Source organism: Halocatena halophila (assembly GCA_027563145.1).
Lineage (GTDB): Archaea > Halobacteriota > Halobacteria > Halobacteriales > Haloarculaceae > Halocatena > Halocatena halophila.
This window is the reverse complement of record CP071307.1, coordinates 729,063-749,227: the sequence shown is the minus strand read 5'-3', so window position 1 is coordinate 749,227 and position 20,165 is coordinate 729,063. Positions and strand designations below refer to the sequence as shown.

Below are 20,165 nucleotides of genomic sequence, written 5' to 3'. Positions count from 1 at the left end.
ATACTCATAAATCCACCGATAGAAACAAATAGGAGGCTTTCGTTTTCCATCGTGATACCACATGACAGACCGTACGCCACTCGAACGGCTCTGTATTCACGAATCAGTTGGGAACAAAATTCCTACAGAGGGGTTCTACGCCGCTTTCGACGATCTATCGCTGCCGGTTCACCTGGTCGATGACGATGAAACGTTCGATCGAACCGACGCCATCGCATCGTTCGAGCCACGGTCGTCGTTTCTCGATGCCTCCTGGGTCCATGTCATCCGCGCCGGGTACGACGCATTCGACACGAACGAGTACGAACGCGCCGGGACGCGACTGACTAACAGCACCGGAATCCACGGAACGACGGTCGGTGAGCTTGCCGTGGGATATATGCTCTCGTTCGCTCGGCTGTTGCATACGTATCGAGACCACCAGGGAGACGGCAACTGGTATGATCCGCCGTACGAACGCCCCTTCACGGTCGAGAATGAGCGGTTGTGTGTGGTCGGACTTGGGACGCTCGGGAAAGGAATTGCGACGCGGGCAAATGCACTCGGGATGGACGTGGTTGGCGTCCGTCGGTCCAACGCGTCAGTGCCAGGAGTCTCGGCAGTGTATCATCCCGACGAACTCCACGAAGCGATCGCAGACGCCCGGTTTGTCGCCATTGCAGTCCCACACACGCCGGCTACGAACGGGCTGTTCGGAGCAGCCGAGTTCGAGGCGATGCAATCCAATGGCTATCTCATCAACGTTGCGCGTGGCCCGGTCGTTGACGAGCTCCAGCTGATCGATGCCCTTGAAACTGGATCGATAGCGGGGGCAGCACTCGACGTGTTCGAAACGGAACCGCTCCCGTCGTCCTCGCCGCTGTGGGAGATGGACGAGGTGATCATCTCGCCTCACCGGGGCTCGGCCACGAATCGATACCATCTCGATATCGCGGGGCTGGTCTCGGAGAACGTTCGACGATATCAATCGGGAGAAGTGCTGAAAAACCGCGTGGTCTGATTCAGAGACGATCGATCAGCGCAGCAACCACGTCGTCAGTGCTGGCACTACCACCAAGATCAGGCGTTTTGGGTGCATTTGGATCCGCCAGTAGCGATTCGACGCCGTCTCTGAGTGTCTCACCGACAGCACCGCCCACGAGATCGTCGAGGAGCATGGCACCGGTCAGCACGGACGCGAGCGGATTGGCACAGTTCTCGCCGACGATATCGTATGCACTTCCGTGTACGGGCTCGTACATCGACGGATAGGTGCCGTCTGGATTGATGTTCCCCGACGGGGCCAGCCCAAGACTTCCGGTCACGATGCCGGCAATGTCGGTGATGATGTCGCCGAACAGATTCGACGCCACGAGCACGTCGAACGACTCTGGCCGACGGACGAGATCCATCGACGCTCGATCGACGAGCAACCGATCGACAGCCACGTTGGCAAACTCCTCGCTCACCTCGTCGACGACATCGTCCCAGAACACCATCGAGTGGGCCTGCGCGTTCGATTTGGTGATCGAAGTGAGTCGCCCATCTCGTCGATCGGCGGCCTCGAACGCACGTCGCACGATCCGTTCGGTGCCAGACCGCGTGAACACCGCAGATTGTACGGCAACTTCGTGATCGAATCCACGATGTTCACGCCCACCGATGTTGGCATACTCACCCTCGGTGTTCTCCCGATAGACAACCAGATCGATGTCGCCGTTCGAGTATCCTCGCAGTGGGCTCTCAATGCCCTCGTAGAGGACGTTCGGCCGTTTGCAGACGTACTGATCGAATCCCTTGCGGATCGGCAATAACAGGCCATTAAGCGTCACGTGATCGGGCACATCTGGGTGGCCCACTGCCCCCAGAAAGATGGCGTCGGTCGATTCGAGCCGCTCAAGACCGTCATCGGGCATCATCGAGCCCGTCTCGAGATAGCGCTCGGTTCCCCAGTCGTAGGTCGATCGCTCTAACGCAAAGCCATGCATCTCGCCGAGATGGTCGAGTACCGACAGCGCCGCCTCGGTAACTGCTGGGCCGATACCGTCACCTGGAATGATGGCTACGTCGTACGTATCCATAGCTATGCAATACTTTGATTATTGTAAAAAACTGACGGTCGGAGCAATCGACAACTGCGGCGTCGCTCTTGTGCGCCCAATCAGTCAGATGATTGTGCGTCTACCACCGCAACGCTCGCAAGATTGACCACGTCTTTGACTTCATCACCGCGCTGGAGCACGTGCACCGGTTTGTCCATCCCAACGAGCATCGGACCGATCGCTTCGGCTCCGCCCAGCCGTTGTAACAGTTTGTAGCTGATGTTACCCGCAGCGAGGTTCGGAAACACCAGTACGTTCGCGGGCGCGTCGAGTTCGCTAAACGCGTACGTCTCGGTCAGCAACTCCTCAACGACGGCGGTGTCAGCCTGCAGCTCACCATCAACCTGGTAATCAACGGTTGGGTCTTCGCGGAGGGTCCGCGTGGCACGCCGTGGCACGTCAGTATCGGGCGAATCGACGCTACCGAAATCAGAGTACGACAGCAGTGCGGCCCGGGGTTCGATATCAAACCGCCGAGCGAGCGCTGCAGTGTGGTTGGTCACCTCCGCGAGCACTTCAGCGGATGGGTCCTGATTGACGGTCGCGTCCGCACAGAAAACAACGCGATCATCGAATGTGAGCATGTAGACCCCTGCAGCGTAGTTAGCATCCGCAGCAGTGCCGACGATCTGGAGCGGCGGGCGCAACGCAGAGGGATAATCGTGTCGTAATCCGGTCAGCATTGCATCCGCGTCGCCGAGTTCGACCAGCACACTCCCCAGATAGCTCGGTGTCTGGATTGTCTCACGAGCGATAGTGCGTGTCATTCCGTTCCGTTTGCGGAGTTCGAACAGCCGATCAGCGTACGGAGAGAGTTCATCCGTCGTCGGGTCGATGATCTCTGGCTCGAACGACAGCCCCAGTGTGGATGACTTCGACCGAATCGTCGGTCGGTCACCGATCAACACCGGGGTCGCAATCTCACGATCGGCGAGCTGATACGCCGCTCGAATGATCGTCTCGTCGTCACCCTCTGTGAACACCACACGCTGTGGATCGAGCCTGGCCTTGTTGTGAACCACCCGCATTAGTTCGCGGGATTTCCCGAGCCGTGCCTCGAGGCGCTCCCGGTATGTGGACTCTGACACCGAGGTTCCCGCCACGCCGCTCTCTATTGCAGCGGCTCCAACGGCCGCCGACACCTCGAACAACACCCGCGTGTCCAGTGGTTTGGGGATGATATACTCTGGCCCGAACTGGAGCGGTTCGTCGCCGTAGGCCTTCACCACCGCATCGGGAACGTCCTCGCGGGCAAGCGCAGCGAGCGCTCGCGCCGCGGCGACCTTCATCGATTCGTTGATTTCGGTGGCCCGCACGTCGAGTGCCCCACGGAAGATGAACGGAAAGCCAAGCACGTTGTTCACCTGATTTGGATAATCCGAGCGGCCCGTTGCCATGATGACGGTATCGTCGCGGGCAGCTTTCGCGCTCTCATAGCTGATCTCCGGATCCGGATTCGCCATCGCGAAGATGATTGGATCCGAAGCCATCGATCGAACCATGTCGGGACTGACAATGCCACCAACAGACAGCCCGACGAAAACGTCTTTGCCCTCCATAGCCGTCGAGAGATCGCCACCCGGAATGTCGCGCGCAAACTCGCGTTTGTATGGGTTGAGATCCTCGCGCTCGACGCGATCGGTGGTGATGATTCCCGTCGAATCGCACATCGTGACGTTCTCGGGACGGACACCCAGCGAGACGTAGAATCGAGCGGTCGAGATGGCGCTCGCTCCAGCGCCAGAGATGACGATTTCGAGCTCCGAAAGCTCCTTTTCAACCAGGTCAGACGCATTCAACAGCGCTGCACCAGTGATGATGGCGGTGCCGTGCTGGTCGTCGTGGAACACGGGGATATCCATTCGCTCGCGGAGTTGGCGTTCAATCTCGAAGCATGCTGGAGCAGTGATATCTTCTAGGTTAATGCCACCGAAGGTGGGCTCCATGGCCGCGACGGCGTCAACGAACGCCCCAACGTCGGTCTCTGACAGCTCGATGTCGAACACGTCGATGTCGGCAAAGCGCTTGAACAGCACGCCCTTGCCCTCCATCACGGGTTTCGAGGCCTGCGCGCCGATATCACCCAGCCCGAGCACGGCAGAGCCGTTCGAGACGACCCCAACCAGATTCCCCTTGGCAGTGTACTGGTAGGCTTCCCGTTCGTCCGCTGCGATTTTGCGACACGGCGCGGCGACGCCTGGCGAATACGCCAGACTCAGATCGTGCTGTGTGCTCGTCGATTTCGTCGACGAAATCGCCAACTTTCCGGCCGGTTCCTGACTGTGATAGTCGAGTGACTCCTCTTCGAGTCCCATGGACTCCGATAGGAAGCAATCACCAAAAAAGTATGTCCGAATAACACCCTACGAGTGGCCAATCAACACCGAACGATCCCAGTCGATGATTAATTTCCCTTATTATAGGTAAAGTAAATTAAAATATATTTATTTGATAGTAAGAGAGAACTTGCGTAGGTTTCGCATGACACAGAGCGAACACGCAGCTGAGACCGAGGTGGTTTACGATATTGAGGACAAACCACCGATCGGAGAGTCGCTGGCGCTTGGTTTCCAGCACGTACTCTCGATGATCCTGGGCAACGTTGCAGTTCCGTTGATACTGGCCACGACACTTGGTCTATCAGACGGCGACACAACGTTTCTTGTCCAGATTGCACTGATAATTGCCGGGGCAGCAACGCTAGTACAGGTGTATCCAATCGGACCGATCGGTGGCAAGGTACCGATCATGATGGGAACGAGTTTTGCGTTTCTGGGAACGCTGACGGTGATTGGTAACCAGTACGGACTCGCTGCCATCCTTGGTGCAGCACTTGCTGGATCGGTCGTACAGCTCACCATCGGCGCCACCTACGAGCGGTTTGAGGTGCTGTTTCCACCGCTCGTCAACGGCGTCGTCGTGATGCTGATCGGGCTCACGCTCATCCCAACGGGGATCGACTACGCCGCAGGAGCTTCGGGGGGGCCTGCAACCGTGAGCAACTACGCATCGATGACGGCACTCACAATTTCGGGGACCGTGTTTCTCGTGACGCTGGTGTTAAACCAGTTCTTCCGTGGCATCCTGCGGATAGCAAGCGTCTTCTTTGGCATTCTGATCGGCTATGTGATGGCGCTTTCCTTTGGAATCGTCGATTTCGCACCGGTCGCCAACGCCGGTTGGATCGCCATTCCGGTTCCGATGCAGTTCGGACTGGAGTTCCATCTTGATGCCATTCTCGCGATCGCCGCGGTCTATCTGATCGTCTCGATGGAGACCGTCGGAAATATCTCCGCGACGATCGCGACGACGGGCCGATCGGCAGAAACGAGCGAGCTCCGTGGCGGCGTCTTCGCAGACGGTGCAATGAGTGCGATCGCCGCGCTGTTCGGGGCATTTCCGAACACATCGTTCGCACAGAACGTTGGGCTCATCAGCTTTACTGGCGTCGCTAGCCGACACGTGGTTGGCATCGCCGGGAGCATACTTCTCATTGCCGGGTTCGTTCCGAAGGTTAGCGCGCTCGTGACGACCATGCCCGCGCCAGTACTCGGTGGGGGCGCGACGATCCTGTTTGCAATGATCTTCACGAGCGGGCTACAGATCATCGACCGGGAAGTTCCACTGACGAACCGCTCGTTGACGATACTGGCTGTTTCAATGGCGCTCGGACTCGGTGTGACGTTTCGGCCGGAGCTGCTCGCGAACTTCCCGCAGATGGTTCGAACGTTCTTTGGGTCGGGCGTCGTCACTGGTGGACTGGCCGTGTTGGTTCTCAACCTGCTCATTCCTGAGGATGAAGGGTCACCCTCGGAGGCCACGATGCAGGACGGAACGGTCGCTACTGACGACGACTGATCGATCCAAAAAAACGCGGTTCGGTTCCTTAGCTTCCCCGATACGTGGTGTAGCCACCCGGAGACAATAACAGCGGTACGTGATACGATTCGTCTGGCGCGTCGATGACGAATCTGACCGGAACTGTCTCCAGGAACGACGACTCGTTTTGTTGTTCACGGTAGTACGGGCCGACCTCGAACAGCAACTGATACTGTCCGGCGACCATTGCATCCCCTTCGAGCAGGGGAGAATCCACACGACCGTCGTCGTTGGTGACGGCGGTGGTGATCGTTTCGGGTTGGCCGTCTTCCTCGAGTCGCTGGAGCGTGATCGTGACGCCAGCGGCTGGGCCTTCACGACCCGTATCGAGCACGTGTGTCGTTAGATCACCGCTCATTATTCGTCGTCCGATAGGTCATCGTGAGTCATTGAGAACTGCTGGAATCCGGTCGGGCGTGGTGGCTCTTTGAGCACGCGCGCGTTGCCCTCCAGGTCGTCCCGTTCGGCCAGCCACGTCCGGTTGTTCGCCTCGAAGCTCACGGACTCAAGCTGGTCGAAGCGCTCGAGAACCCGCTGGCCGATCTGGTAGAGCAGATCCTGAATCGAATTGGAGTTACACTCATCGAACACCACGTGGGCGATGTCCCGAACCTGCTCTGCAGGAACGTACTGTCGTGGGGATTCTCCGAGTGCCTCGGACTCGTCCTCGTACGTCCAGAAGATGTCGAGCGAGATGTACAGCGTCCGATCTTCGCGCTCGGGCAGCGTCGTGTACTCGTCCTGGACGTACTCGGTGAACGAGCTCCCGGACACCTTGACCAGTTCGAGGCCAGTGACACCGCTGGTCTGCTCAACGATGGTGGGACCGTCATCCCCGCGGTCGAGCCGAATCTGGCCGTAGCCCGACTCGTCGTCGGAAACACGGAATACGAGTTCGCTCGGTTCGAAACCATCCTCGGTCGGAACCTCTCGCTCATCGAATGGGAACTCCGTTGCAGAAACCTCGATCGCATCGACGTGTCCGTACGTCTCTAAGAACTCCGTGCCGATGAACGAACAGAATCCCTCCACTGTTGCGCCAGTGTACTCACCAGCGTGGTGGAGGACGAAGTTTTTCATCGAATCCGTCGCAACGACCTTGCTGTTGTCGCCTTCACTGAACGAGGGCAAAAACTCCTCGCCCTCTAGCTGAACACGAACATCCAGTCCGAACAGGGTGTTGTTTCGGCCGTCGAACGACGACTCGGGAATTTCTCGAATTCCCGTCAGCGGCGTCGCATACGTCCGATAGACCGCCACTTTCTCTTTGCCGTACGTCATCGTTCGATCTCCGCCGTCGTGTGGGGGCGTCGGCTGGCTCATCGGTCACACACCCCGCGGAGCGAGCCTCGACTGTTCGTCTGCCATACACTATCGGCTGGTTGCGCTATCGATTCCATCCGTTCCTCATTGCTTCGTGGAATGTTATAAGGATTGTCATCATTGGTGATTTTTACCGCTATCAATGACAGCCACAACGGATCGTGTGGCGTTACTCGGTTATGCCAGTTTCGAGCCGGAGTTTTGCGATCGTGTGGACCTGCTCCAGTGCGGTCTGGAACTCCTCCGTTGGATCGTTTTCGACGCGGTCGGCCATAGCGCTCTCTATCGTATCTGGGTCGGCATCCCGCACGGCCATGATAAATGGAAAACCGAATCGATTGCGATACCGGTCATTGAGTCGCTGAAACCGTTCGTACTGCGCTTTAGAGAGTTGATCGAGGCCAGCCGATTCTTGTTCTGCCACGGATGCGTCGGTCATTTCGGTCTGCGCACCGAGATCCGGATGGGCACGCAGTAGTTCGCGTTGTCGATCGGTTGATGCCGAGTCAACCACTGACTGCATCGCCTGGCGAAGTGCAGAGGCAGACTCGAACGGTCGTTCTCCGACTACTCGCTCTGCAACCCACGGCGATGATTCATACACGTCTCCAAATTCCTCAACAAACATTTCTGCATCCATCCGATTGCACTGTTCGAGGGTACACTCAACCATTCGATGTGACAACACCATTCCTTACAGAAAAAAGTTCGCATTCTTACAAAATTATCCACATCCCTGGCGGTGTGAATGGATGGTTGCGCACACGAAAGCACGAACACAGCAAATGTTTGGAAGATCATTCAGTACATCCCCAGATCGGTTGTTATTCACGGATGGGTTAGCAAAATTCCGTCCAGATCCACAGGGTGCCAGCAGCGAACCGAGTAGGTGAGGGACTTTCGAAATGCGAAACGATGCCATCACTATTGGAAATTGAGGGTTACGACAGAGACCATGACAGATGTACAGCTGTCATCCCAGCCTTCAGCATCTCTCTGACCCACGGAGAGCAGCGCTCATATTCGACCGAATAATATAATTTTTTATCTCCATCAACAGTGCCGAAAGCGGATAGCTCCGATAGGAGCTTGCCTCCACAGATCAAAGCATTTGATATCCACCAGTCAGTCAACAACGAGTCCAGAGACAGCTGGTAGCCGCCAGTTACGCCCAATCGCAACGAATCGAACAAATACAGTAGTCCCGGCACAGACTGCGGCTGGAACGGTCGTACTGGCGGTGAATCCCGACACGATCCAGAAGCTAATACCGCCGAGTACCGCACAACTCGCATAAAAGTCTTGGAACAGTATGAACGGTTGTCGGTCGAGACAAATATCAGCGAGCACACCCCCACCCACCGCATTGATTGTCGCAATTGTTACCACACCGAACGCCGATACGCCCGCCTCACTCGCAACAATTGCCCCGGTCGTGGCAAATGCAGCCAATCCGGCGGCGTCTGCACCGACAGTGATGTGATGTTCGTCGGGAACGTCGATCGCATACAGAAGCCCAATCGCCAGCACGACGCCACTGACGCCAAACAGCACGTTCCAATGTGTCTGGAGCACAAGCGGCATTCGATCGACGAGAAGGTCTCGCGTAGTACCCCCACCGAACGCGGTGAGCAGCCCAACGATAAGCACTCCAAAGAGGTCGAACTCCTCACGCACTGCCTTGCTTGCACCGACGAGTGCAAACGCAACTAATCCGATCGCGTTCACCACCTCGAACACCGGATTGAGGATCATCATTCGGAGGTGATAGAGCCGGTGTGATAGCCCCGTTGATCCGGACTGAGAACGATTCCGGTCGTCGGTTATACAACAGTTCGGTCCGTACAACCACACCAACAATGGGTATCAAAAACAAGACGCTGCTGTGGACCTCGCTGGTCGGCGTCGTGGTATCTGGCGGGCTCTTGCTCGCGGTCGGTGGCTATCTGGCACTAATGGTCGGATTGAGCATCGCAAACGGCGCGCCAATCGTGGAGACGCTCGTTGATATTGCCCCACCTGCGATTTTCGGATTCGGCGTGTTGTTCGTCATATTCGGACTCTCGGCCGTCGGATTGCTGTGGTCGATCGTGAAGATGGCCTCGCTCCCAAAGAGCGAACGACTGGCCACGCTGTTCGATTTCGCCGAATCACACAACAGTACGATCCGATCGCTCGGACTCGCCGATCTCCTCCGGCCACCACAGCCAACACCCGAAGAACGAACCGAACAAGCGATCGCAGAGCTCAAACAACAGTACGTGAACGACGAGATCACCGAAGCGGAGTTCGAGCAGAAAGTGAACCAGCTCGTCGATAGCGAACGGATCGACGATACGACGGCAACACGCACACGACAGGAGACGATCGAAACCCGCCGCTAAACAGTTCATACTGTTTACACCGTGAGAACAGTCTGCTGCACCGAGATCAACCTGACTTGATATAGTCCAAAATAGATGGAGTTTAAAGTACACTGGTCGTAACCTCAAGTATGCCGGTCGAACAGCAACAGCGAGCGACATCGACGCTTTCGGCGTCGTACACGGAAATGAGCGAGATACTGATGCCCAACGAGACGAACAATCTCGGTCGTGCGCTCGGTGGGGCCGTGTTGCACTGGATGGATATCTGTGGTGCGATTTCTGGGCGACGGTTCGCCCGGGCACAGGTCGTGACCGCCTCGATGGATCACGTTGATTTTATCGCACCCATCGAACTCGGTGATATCGTCACGATCACTGGCTACGTGTTCGACACCGGTCGAACCAGCCTGGACGTGACGGTGACCGTTTCGGTCGAACGTCCAGCAAGCGCCACAACCGAACAAGCTGCACGCTCGTTTTTTACCTTCGTGGCACTCGACGGGGCCGAAAACGCACAGCCGGTTCCAGCCCTGGAGTGTCCCACAGAAGCACAAGAGGACCTCCGCCAGGAAGCACTCGATCGACGGCGTTCGAACAGGCGTGATCGCGAAGATACCGAGAGTGAATAACTAAAACAAACTTACTTGTACTATTGCAACTCAATTGGAGAAGGCTTAAGGTGTCACCGTTCCCCTGCACAGCTATCGGCTGTCCCAGCGACCCCCGATATGTAGGGGTCGTGCGCGCCGTCGAGTATCACATATGCACTGCCCGGACTGTACACACGAACGGACTCGAGTCGTCTCGACGACGAGCACGTCCGACGGGACGACCGTCCGTCGGCGCCGTGAATGTACGGCCTGTTCGTTTAGGTTCACCACCTACGAGTATCCCGAGTGGGACGCCCTCCAGGTACGAAAACGAGACGGGACGATCGAGCCGTTTCAGCGCGAGAAAGTCCGCACTGGAATCGAGCGGGCCACCGAGAAGCGATCGATAGCATCCCCAACGATCAGCCAGTTGATCGACGAACTCGAAGCGTCGCTGACCGAAGACGGAGCTCGCGTCGTCTCAACCGACACGATCGGCGCGCACGTTGCAGATCAACTGTACGAGCTGGACCGTGTGGCGTACATCCGGTTCGTCTCCGTCTACGAGAAGTTCGCCGATCCGGTGGAGTTCCTCAGTGAACTCCAGGCAGTGCTCGACGACGAAACGGTGTGGCAGGCAGACGATGACCGAAACTCACCATGACTCAGGAAATAACCACCACCGAGATCGAATCAATTTTAGAACGAGCCTGTGCGGACAGTGACGCCACAATCTCCGACACAGAACGCGACGAACTCTGCGAACGAATCCGGCGCGAGAGCTACGCGGGAGCTTCAACCGACGAACGCTATCAGGCAATCATTCAGACGCTTACCGAACGCATTGAGCGCGACCCACAGTACAGCAAGCTCGCTGGAGCAGTGTACAGAGAGCGCTACTATCGGCGGGTCATTGGATCGTTGCCAGAGGGGGCGGATTTCGAGGAGGCGTACCGGGCGACGTTTGTCGCGAACGTAGAGCGAGCCATTGACGCCGACCTGCTCGATGAGCGCCTGCTCGAACGGTTCGATCTGCACGAACTGGCAGCGTCTCTCGAAATCGACCGCGACAATGTGTTCGACCATATGGCAATGTCGACGCTCACGCAGCGCTATTTCCTCCGGGTAGAGGAGGGTGGCGAACCACTTGAGCTCCCACAGGCGTTTTGGATGCGAGTGGCGATGGGGCTAGCGCTCGAAGAGGACGAACCCACCACCCGAGCCTTAGAGTTCTACGACGTGCTCTCGAAGCTCGAGTTCACGCCCTCGACGCCCACCCTGTTTCACAGCGCAACCACCCGTCCGCAGCTCTCCTCGTGTTATCTCACGACGGTAGAAGACGATCTCGGCGACATCTTCGACGCCTACAAACAGCACGCACAGCTCTCGAAATACAGCGGCGGACTCGGTAACGACTGGACGAATCTGCGGGCAGCAGGATCACTCATCGAATCGACCGGCGTCGAATCGACTGGGATCGTTCCGTTCTTGCGGATCAGCAACGACGTAACAGCCGCGATCAACAGATCCGGCAAGCGTCGGGGAGCCGCATGTGCGTATCTCGAGTGCTGGCACCTCGATTTCCAGGCGTTTTTGGATCTCAAGCGAAACACCGGCGACGAACGTCGACGCACCCCGGATATGAACACGGCTGCCTGGATTCCGGATCTGTTCATGAAACGAGTCGAAAATGACGAACAGTGGACGCTGTTCAGTCCGGACGAGGTCGACGATCTACATCACCTCACAGGATCGGCGTTCGAGGCCCGCTATCAGGAGTACGAAATGAAGGCCGACGCCGGCGAGCTCCGACAGTTCGAGCGCGTCGAGGCATCGACACTCTGGCGTCAGCTACTCACCCGACTGTTCGAAACCGGCCATCCGTGGGTGACGTTCAAGACGCCATCGAACGTCCGCTCGCCCCAGGACCACGCCGGCACCGTCCACTCCTCGAATCTCTGCACGGAGATCACCCTGAACACGAGCGAAGAAGAGACCGCCGTCTGCAATCTCGGCTCAATCAACTACGTTACGCATATCGAGGACGGCGAACTGGACACCGACCATCTGGAATCGACTATCGAAACCGCAATGCGGATGCTTGACAACGTCGTCGATCTCTGTTTCTACCCGACGGAGCAGGCAGCCACCTCGAACCGTCGTCACCGACCCGTTGGGCTGGGAACGATGGGGTTCCACGAGGCACTGATGGAACTCGAGATACCGCTGAACAGCGAGGCGGCCGTCGAAAAAGCCAATCGCTGGCAGGAGTTCGTATCGTATCACGCTATCTACAATTCATCAAAACTTGCCGCAGAGCGAGGTGCATACCCCTCGTTTGACGGTTCGAAATGGGACCGTGACCTGTTGCCCCAGGACACGGTTGACCTGCTCGAGGACGAACGTGGCGCGTCGATCCCGACCGACCGCGAGCCTGCGCTCGACTGGGAGCCCGTTCGCGAACGGATCGAAGCACACGGCATGCGCAACTCCAACACGATGGCTATTGCACCGACAGCAACGATATCGACGATCAACGGGACGACACCATCGATCGAGCCGATCTACTCGAACCTCTATGTGAAATCCAACATGTCTGGAGAGTTCACCATCGTAAACGAAGCACTGATCGAGGATCTCAAAGCGCGTGATCTCTGGGACGAGGAGATGCTCGATCGCATCAAGTTCCACGACGGATCGATTCAGGAGATCGACGCGATCCCCGAATCGCTCAAAGAGCGCTATCGCACCGCATTCGAGATCGATCCTCGACACCAGTTGCGATTGACTGCACACCGACAGACGTGGATCGATCAGTCGGTTTCACACACCGTGTTTTTCCCCTCGACCGACGGCTCGTTGCTCGACGACGTCTACCGGACGGCCTGGGAGCTCGGGTTGAAAACCACCTACTATCTCCGCACACTTGGTGCCTCACAGATCGAGAAATCGACGCTCGATATGGCTGAATACGGAAAGACTCAGCACCGTGATGGGAGCAACGGGGTCACCGAAGACGACGAGCTTTGCACTGTCGAAGATCCGACCTGCGAGGCCTGTCAGTAGCGCATTCACAACAACACAATCCAACAGACAGCTATGGCACTCATCGACCACGACGCCGAACACGATCCGAACAAGATACTGCCGATCGAGTACGACTGGGCCCGCGAATACTACCGGGCGGGCGTGAACAACAACTGGGTTCCAGAAGAGATACCCATGCAAGACGACATCACCCAGTGGAACGGCGACGGGCTCACCCAACCAGAACGCCAGCTCGTCGAGTGGAATCTGGGATTTTTCTCCACCGCCGAATCGCTAACGGCAAACAACATCGTGCTTGCTCTGTACGAGTACGTCACCGCTCCGGAGTGTCGACAGTATCTCCTCCGACAGGCCTACGAAGAAGCAATTCACACCGATACGTTCATCTACTGCTGTGACTCGCTTGGCTTCGATCCCGACTATCTCTATGGAATGTACGATACAATTCCGGCCATCGAACAAAAAGACGCCTTCGTCGTTGATCTCACACAGGCGATCGACCGGCCGGGATTCACCATCGACACCGACGACGATCTCCGGGCGTTTCTCCGAGATCTCATCGGCTTTTATGTCATTATGGAAGGGATCTTCTTCTATGCCGGCTTTGCGATGATGCTCGGATTGAAACGACAGCAAAAGATGGTCGGCATCGGCCAGCAGTTCGAGTATATCATGCGCGATGAATCGCTTCACGTGGGCTTTGGTGTCGATCTCATCAACGAACTCCGCACAGAACACCCCGGAGTGTTCACGGAATCATTTGAGGACGAAGTGATCGCGTTGCTCAGAGAAGCGGTCGAGCTCGAACAACAGTATGCACGTGCGGCCTGTCCGGACGAAATACTCGGAATGGGCCCCGAGCAGTTCAGTGAGTACGTCGAACACGTCGCCGATCGACGATTCGAACAGCTCTCGTTGCCGGCACAGTACGGCACTGACAATCCGTTCCCCTGGATGTCAGAACAGGTCGACCTCAACAAGGAGAAAAATTTCTTCGAAACGCAAGTAACGGAGTATCAGAGTGGTGGTTCACTGGATTGGTAAAATTTTGAACCTAATAATTTGAAACAATTCATTAGTAAGCGTGCACCGAACGGTGAGTAATGGACGAGCCGGAAGACGAGTCAGAAGACGCGTTCCGTGACGTGTTCGAACGGTCGCGGAGTGGTGCGCCAGCAGCGGGACGGGTCGTTCGGGATCGATTCTCCGCTGATGAGGTGTTTCAACGCATCGTGGCCGCTGCTGATGAAGAGATCACCTCAGGGAGTCGAGAACTATTTTTCAGCGCGCTGGCAGCCGGCTTTGCCATCACGATCACGTTTTTGTTATACTCCTCGATGACGGCACAGACCGGCGGCGATCCGGTGTTAAGCACGATACTCTATCCACTCGGATTCATTTATATTATTATCGGTAATTATCAACTCTATACAGAGAACACGCTCCCACCGGTCGCATTGACGCTCGATCGGTTGGCGAGTATGCCGGCGTTGTTGCGACATTGGTTCATCGTCCTCATTGGAAACTTCACTGGCGGTGCGATGGGTGCCATGACGCTCACGTGGGGGGGCGTGTTCTCACCCGGAGCCGCACAGGCTGCCCTCGAGCACGCCGAAACTGGCGTTCACACTCCGGTTAGTTCCTTGTTTTTCAAAGCGGCGTTTGCAGGGCTAATCGTCGCCGGTGTCGTTTGGATCGTCTACGCCGTCCAGGATACGATCTCTCGGCTTGTCGTCGTCTATCTGGCGTTTCTTGCAATACCGATGGGAAATCTGTTCCACGTGGTCGTATCGTTTACAGAGATGATCTATCTCGTGCTTGGGGGCCATCTCGCGCTGTCGGAGGGGGTCATACATTTCGTGTTGCCGGTGTTACTCGGCAACACCTTCGGTGGAATAGTGCTGGTAACCGTCGTGAACTACTTTCAAACGACCGAACACCGCCTGGAGTCCGCCCGGTTTGACGGCGCGAATCGGCAGCTTTCACTGCGGGAATGGACGCTTGGGGGGTTCGTCGGCCGATCATACGTCTCGATGATCGACACCGCCGGAGAAACCGTCCGTGATGATGATGCGTATCGGATCTTGCTCCCGATCTATAATCCTCGTACTGAGACACGAATCGCCAAAGTGGCCGCGATCATGGCCACGAATCGACTTCCCGCAACGATTCACACCGTTCACATCGTAGAATCACACCATGGCGGTTACGATCAGGAGCAGTACGAACGCATCATTGAGCGCTCGACCGAGCAGATGACACACATTCGATCGACGATCGAGGAGTATGATATTCCGTATGAAACCTCGACGATTGTCTCTCACCGCTCGTTCGAAGAGATTTACGACGCGGCCAACCGAGAAAATTCGAACCTCATCGTGATGGGCTGGGATGAAAACCGGCCTAGAGGTAGAACGAACACCGAGCGGACGTTCGATGAGCTCACCGGAAAGCTCACGAGCGACATCGTGATCGTCCGCGACCGGGGGCACGACCCAGACTCCGTGCTGGTGCCAACGTCTGGTGGGCCCTCATCAGATCTCAACGCAGAAGTCGCATTGGCGTTCGAAACGGTCACAGATGCGAATATATCGCTGTTGCACGTCGTTGATGGCCCCGAACACCGCACAGACGGCCAGGCGTTTCTCGATTCGTGGTCGAGTAAACACGGGCTCGAATCGGCAGACCTCATTGTCGACACCGATGGCGACGTTGAACGCGCAATCAAACGTCGTGCTCCGGACTATGAGCTGATTCTCATCGGAGCGAGCGAAGAGGGCCTCTTGACACGGCTCGTGACGGATTCGTTGTACTCAGATGTGAGTGAGACCGTCCAGAGTTCTGTGATACTCGCCGAACGACCATCGGGACGGACCCTTCTCGAGAAGTTGCTTGGTGAAAGCTGAGTGCTGTGGCCACCGTCAAGGCGAGATCGGGTCGTTCAGTTCGGTTCCATCGCGTCCAGTTGTTCGCCAGCGGACGGTTTGCCAGCTCCATCAGTCCCGTTCGTATCTGAAGGGAGCACGTGCACGTCGCGTTGTGGAAACGGAATTTCGATGTCGGCCTCGTTCAGTTGTTTGTAGATCGCACGGTTCAGCTCGTGTGTGGCCTTTGGCCCACGCGTCGGTGAGTGGACCCAACAGAGCAGTTCGTACTGTAGCGCCGATCCACCAAACTCGCGAAATCGCATCCGGGGTTTTGGACTGTCGAGGACGAGAGACTCTTCTACGGCGATCTCTTCGACGAGTGATTCGAGTTTGTCGATATCCGTTCCGTAGGCGACGCCAACCGGCACCCGAATCCGTTTTCTCGAATTCGGCGCGGACTGGTTGCGGACCCGAGCAGCGTTCAGCATCGAGTTCGGGACGGTGATCAACACCTCATCGCGTGTCATCAGAGTCGTAGAGCGCACGCCAACCGCAACAACCGTGCCCCGTTCTCCCGTTTCGAGCTCGATGAAATCGCCGAGTTTGTACGTGTCATCGAAATACAGCGCGATGCCGCCAAAGAAGTTGGCAACGGCGTCTTTGCCGGCAAAACCAACGGCCACACCCGCAATCCCTGCCGCACCGAGCAGCGGAGAGATATCAACGTTCCAGATCCGAAGCACCGTTGCCACCGTTCCCAGGGTTACCACGAACGTCCAGACGTTCGAGAAGATCGGTGCAAACTGGAATCGGGTCGTTTCGTCTTTTACCTCGTCGACAAACCGATTGATGATTCGATTGGCAGCCAGCGCCCACGTCCCAACGATGATGGTCAGTGCTGGGTTACCAAAGAAATAATCGAGTTGTTCGGGTCCCAGCACCACACTGTCCGTTATCGACTTGACGTTCGTCAAGACGAAAATTCCGGCCAGCGCCGCGGTAACCACCAGTGGAATCCGAAGCTCTCCAACGACGATGTAATCGAACTGGGTTCGGGTGCGGCTCGTGTATTCGAGCAACGCACGGAGAACCACGAACTCCAGAACGATCGCTCCACCGATCGAGACCGTCAACAACAACAGGGTTGATTCCCAGACGCCAAGACTACTCACCCACCGAGACACCATTCCATCCAGTATGAAATTCATTGCCAGTTACAAACTCACCAGACCAGTAAGCGTTTGCTACACAGAGTTGCCCACTGATCACACATCACAGCGCAGGACTCCAGTTAAAATATGAACATATATGCATTGGATACCAATTATATTCAATACACCACACTATGCAGCCGTCATCCAGAAATTTTTCAGCAGGATTGCTCACGATCGTAGCGGTCGCCGTTATCGGCGTCATTCTGATTTCAGCAGTGCTTTCCTATCACCAGGTTCCCGAGGGCCACACCGGCGTCGAAACGGAGTTCGGTGCAGTCACTGGCGCACAGTTCGCTGCTGGTGCTCACCTCACCGCGCCGTGGAAAGCAGTGCAGACCGTCGAGTGTCGTCCTCGAACGTACACGATGTCCGATCAATCAGGTGAAGGTGAAAAGGAGATACAGAAGGACGCGGTTGTCGTCCAAGCGGTAAACGGCACCACGCATCGAGTCGACATCACGATTCGCTATCGCGTGAACTGTGCGAACAGCTCGGCGTTCGTTTCAGAGTGGAACGACGAACAGCAGATGGAAGAACGGTTGATCAGACCAACCGTTCGTTCACAGCTTCGCGATGAAGCCTCGAGCATTCGAACGTCGCAGATCTACACGGCCACCGGCAGAACGAAACTACAGAAATCGGCACAGAGCGCGCTCACCGAGGAGTTCGTCAGTCAGGCCATCGTCCTCGAAGCGGTGCAGATCCGAGAGGTGACACTCCCCGAAGGCTACCAGAAGGAGCTCACGAAAAAAGAGAACTCGAAAGTGAAGATCAATCGAAAAGAAAACCAGATCGAGGTTGAAAAGAAAGAGGCAGAGCGAAAACGGGTTGAGGCCAATGCTGACGCCGAGGTGATTCGAATCCGCGGAGACGCCCTCGATAACAACTCGATCGTGCTCCGGGACCGGTATATTGACGCGATCAAGTCCACTGACAAAGTGATCACCAGCCCAGATCAGGAGCTCATCATCGACGCACAGAACGACACCAGCAGTTCGGAGTAGCCGCGAACGCTCCGTTCAGAGATGGAGTTGACGAGCAAACCGTCCACACCGGCCGTACACAATCAGTGTGGATTCTGTCGGTCCCAATCCGTCGAATAGTCCGCGGGAGGGACCGTTATCGATCGCCACGAGAACGAGCACCGAGTCCATATCCCTATCGCACGCAACGTCCAGCGAGCGTTGAACGAGTGCCCGGCCGATTCCTCGACCACGATGGGTGGGTTCGACAAACAGCGCCCAGAGATACGCCGTCGATGGGTCGTTCGCGACGGTGGAGTCAAGCACGTCAACGAACACCGCCCTGGTGGTAGAAAGCACCACCGTACCGACGATCGTCGACCCATCGCGGGCAACAACCACCGTATCGTCTGGGGTGAGTTCGGATTCGACGTGCTCGAAGCCGAGCGAGCCATCGAACTGCGAAACCGTTGTCACTGAAAGCGAGATCGCAGGGGGCACTGTGGACACCGACGTTGGGCTGTCACACGAAAATTGGTACTGATACATCACAGCGCCGCTAAAGCCAAGGCGCGCAGTGGCGTCGTAGATGGCCTTTCCAGGACGCTGTCGGAGTTTTGCGAGCCAGTCCATTGACATACCGAGTGCACTGATAGCCAGCGCCTGAGCGTGTGTATTGCGGAATATGTTGCTGGCGTCTGTGGCGGTCTCATCCCAGACTCACGTCAAGATACAGCATGACGACGACGCCAGCCACGGTCCCAAGCGTCGCAATCCGTTCGTTGCCCATGGCGTGGGTTTCTGGGACGATCTCGTCGCTGATGACAAACAACATTGCACCCGCCGCAAAGCCCATGGCGTACGGTAGCAGTGTCGATGAAAGCTGGACGGCACCAGCTCCGATCACCGCGAGTGGAATTTCGACGAGGCCGGCACGGATCCCAGTGAGTACGGCGTAAAAGCGTCGGTTGAGCCCGGCGTTGACGGCGGCGACCGACACCGCGAGCCCCTCAGGGACGTTCTGAATGCCGATCGCGAGCATCAGCGGGATCGCCGTGGTGAGATTCCCGCTGCCAAAGCTGACACCAACAGCGAGTCCTTCGGGCATGTTGTGGAGCGTGATCGCAAAGATAAACAGGATGGTTCCCTCGATTCGGGTGTCAGCCACTGGAAGCCGTCCTGCAGCGCCACCATCGTCCTGTCGTTGTTGCCCGGTGAGCAGAAAATGAGCGTGCGGAACGAGAGCATCCGACTGATCGAGAAAGACCGCCCCCAACACTACACCGATCAACACGGGGATCGGATTCCCGTGTGCGTACTGTTCGATCCCCGGAATGATCAGGCTGGTAAAGCTCGCTGCGAGCATCACCCCTGCGGCAAATCCAAGCGCCCCATCGATCGCGCAACGGGACGGATCGCGCCAGACGAACACCAGCGTAGCCCCTAGCAGATTGAACGCCGTGATGATACACCCACCGATCAGTCCCTGAACGAGCGGCTCGAATCCACCGATCCACTCAAACACGGCGGTTACGACCACGCCGAATCACCCCTATGATCCGACGGCCGCGGAGACGAATGCGTGTGGTGACACCACGAGGAGCCACTGTCGGCCAGTTCGAACTGCACACCAGCCTTTCGAAGACAAACGGTATGAACGCTATTTCAGCCGTTAATACTGTTCAGTTAGAAACTATTCTATCATCGCTCGGTCATCACGCAGACACCACAAAGCGTATTACTATGTGTGATCTTCTGTACGGTGAGTTTGTTCTTTGAACACACAAATATTACAAGAAACCGTCAATTCCACGCAGCAATCATCCATCATACCC

General features: G+C 56.7%; 18 protein-coding genes. 9 read left to right on the top strand and 9 right to left on the bottom strand.

Annotated features, from left to right (window positions below; translation table 11 throughout):
• Window positions 1-61 precede the first annotated feature (61 nt).
• The gene (gene ddh / locus JXQ78_RS17410) at window positions 62-1,000 is read left to right on the top strand and encodes a D-2-hydroxyacid dehydrogenase (protein ID WP_330633112.1); all 939 of its coding nucleotides are present in this window, start codon (window positions 62-64) and stop codon (window positions 998-1,000) included.
• Window position 1,001: 1 nt separating this feature from the next.
• Here the strand turns inward: ddh and JXQ78_RS17405 are convergent, their stop codons facing one another.
• Both JXQ78_RS17405 and JXQ78_RS17400 read right to left on the bottom strand, forming a co-directional pair.
• On the bottom strand, window positions 1,002-2,060 hold the full coding sequence (locus JXQ78_RS17405) for an isocitrate/isopropylmalate dehydrogenase family protein (RefSeq protein WP_330633111.1): 1,059 nt from the start codon (window positions 2,058-2,060) through the stop codon (window positions 1,002-1,004).
• 80 nt (window positions 2,061-2,140) lie between these two features.
• On the bottom strand, window positions 2,141-4,396 hold the full coding sequence (locus tag JXQ78_RS17400; RefSeq protein ID WP_330633110.1) for an NADP-dependent malic enzyme: 2,256 nt from the start codon (window positions 4,394-4,396) through the stop codon (window positions 2,141-2,143).
• Between the two features lie 166 nt (window positions 4,397-4,562).
• Here JXQ78_RS17400 and JXQ78_RS17395 point away from each other — a divergent pair, with 166 nt between their 5' ends.
• Window positions 4,563-5,939 (top strand): uracil-xanthine permease family protein, encoded by a 1,377-nt coding sequence (locus tag JXQ78_RS17395; RefSeq protein WP_330633109.1) that lies wholly within the window; start codon window positions 4,563-4,565, stop codon window positions 5,937-5,939.
• Window positions 5,940-5,967: 28 nt separating this feature from the next.
• On the opposite strand, the gene uraH is transcribed toward JXQ78_RS17395, so the two are convergent.
• The 4 genes from uraH to JXQ78_RS17375 all read right to left on the bottom strand — a co-directional run bounded on the left by uraH (window position 5,968) and on the right by JXQ78_RS17375 (window position 9,038).
• Window positions 5,968-6,318: a hydroxyisourate hydrolase gene (gene uraH / locus JXQ78_RS17390; RefSeq protein ID WP_330633108.1), complete on the bottom strand. Its 351-nt coding sequence runs from the start codon at window positions 6,316-6,318 to the stop codon at window positions 5,968-5,970.
• A complete protein-coding gene (pucL, locus tag JXQ78_RS17385; RefSeq protein ID WP_330633107.1) occupies window positions 6,318-7,283 on the bottom strand; it encodes a factor-independent urate hydroxylase in 966 nt (321 codons plus the stop codon). Before pucL ends, uraH begins: the two co-directional genes overlap by 1 nt.
• A gap of 169 nt (window positions 7,284-7,452) precedes the next feature.
• Window positions 7,453-7,956: a 2-oxo-4-hydroxy-4-carboxy-5-ureidoimidazoline decarboxylase gene (gene uraD / locus JXQ78_RS17380; protein WP_330633106.1), complete on the bottom strand. Its 504-nt coding sequence runs from the start codon at window positions 7,954-7,956 to the stop codon at window positions 7,453-7,455.
• Between the two features lie 452 nt (window positions 7,957-8,408).
• Window positions 8,409-9,038, bottom strand: coding sequence for a trimeric intracellular cation channel family protein (locus JXQ78_RS17375; protein WP_330633105.1), 630 nt, complete (start codon window positions 9,036-9,038; stop codon window positions 8,409-8,411).
• A gap of 104 nt (window positions 9,039-9,142) precedes the next feature.
• Here JXQ78_RS17375 and JXQ78_RS17370 point away from each other — a divergent pair, with 104 nt between their 5' ends.
• From JXQ78_RS17370 to JXQ78_RS17345, 6 genes are all read left to right on the top strand, one after another.
• Window positions 9,143-9,667 (top strand): SHOCT domain-containing protein, encoded by a 525-nt coding sequence (locus JXQ78_RS17370; RefSeq protein ID WP_330633104.1) that lies wholly within the window; start codon window positions 9,143-9,145, stop codon window positions 9,665-9,667.
• A 110-nt stretch (window positions 9,668-9,777) separates the two neighbouring features.
• Window positions 9,778-10,278 carry an acyl-CoA thioesterase gene (locus JXQ78_RS17365; RefSeq protein ID WP_330633103.1) on the top strand — a complete coding sequence of 167 codons (501 nt, stop codon included), beginning with the start codon at window positions 9,778-9,780 and terminating at the stop codon, window positions 10,276-10,278.
• Between the two features lie 133 nt (window positions 10,279-10,411).
• Window positions 10,412-10,903, top strand: coding sequence for a transcriptional regulator NrdR (gene nrdR / locus JXQ78_RS17360; RefSeq protein WP_330633102.1), 492 nt, complete (start codon window positions 10,412-10,414; stop codon window positions 10,901-10,903).
• Complete coding sequence (locus JXQ78_RS17355) at window positions 10,900-13,305, top strand: ribonucleoside-diphosphate reductase subunit alpha (RefSeq protein ID WP_330633101.1); 2,406 nt, start codon at window positions 10,900-10,902, stop codon at window positions 13,303-13,305. The genes nrdR and JXQ78_RS17355 overlap by 4 nt, the downstream gene beginning before the upstream one ends.
• Window positions 13,306-13,338: 33 nt before the next feature.
• Window positions 13,339-14,331 carry a ribonucleotide-diphosphate reductase subunit beta gene (locus JXQ78_RS17350; protein ID WP_330633100.1) on the top strand — a complete coding sequence of 331 codons (993 nt, stop codon included), beginning with the start codon at window positions 13,339-13,341 and terminating at the stop codon, window positions 14,329-14,331.
• 59 nt (window positions 14,332-14,390) lie between these two features.
• Window positions 14,391-16,193 carry a formate/nitrite transporter family protein gene (locus tag JXQ78_RS17345; protein WP_330633099.1) on the top strand — a complete coding sequence of 601 codons (1,803 nt, stop codon included), beginning with the start codon at window positions 14,391-14,393 and terminating at the stop codon, window positions 16,191-16,193.
• A 35-nt stretch (window positions 16,194-16,228) separates the two neighbouring features.
• On the opposite strand, the gene JXQ78_RS17340 is transcribed toward JXQ78_RS17345, so the two are convergent.
• Entirely contained in the window at window positions 16,229-17,362 is a 1,134-nt protein-coding gene (locus tag JXQ78_RS17340; protein ID WP_330633098.1) for a mechanosensitive ion channel family protein, read from the bottom strand.
• 137 nt (window positions 17,363-17,499) lie between these two features.
• Between JXQ78_RS17340 and JXQ78_RS17335 the strand changes: the two genes are divergently transcribed.
• Window positions 17,500-18,372: an SPFH domain-containing protein gene (locus JXQ78_RS17335; RefSeq protein WP_330633097.1), complete on the top strand. Its 873-nt coding sequence runs from the start codon at window positions 17,500-17,502 to the stop codon at window positions 18,370-18,372.
• Between the two features lie 15 nt (window positions 18,373-18,387).
• Here JXQ78_RS17335 and JXQ78_RS17330 read toward each other — a convergent pair whose 3' ends face one another.
• A complete protein-coding gene (locus JXQ78_RS17330; RefSeq protein ID WP_330633096.1) occupies window positions 18,388-18,969 on the bottom strand; it encodes a GNAT family N-acetyltransferase in 582 nt (193 codons plus the stop codon).
• 70 nt (window positions 18,970-19,039) lie between these two features.
• Window positions 19,040-19,870, bottom strand: a complete 831-nt coding sequence (locus JXQ78_RS17325; protein WP_330633095.1) for a ZIP family metal transporter — start codon at window positions 19,868-19,870, stop codon at window positions 19,040-19,042.
• Window positions 19,871-20,165: the final 295 nt, after the last annotated feature.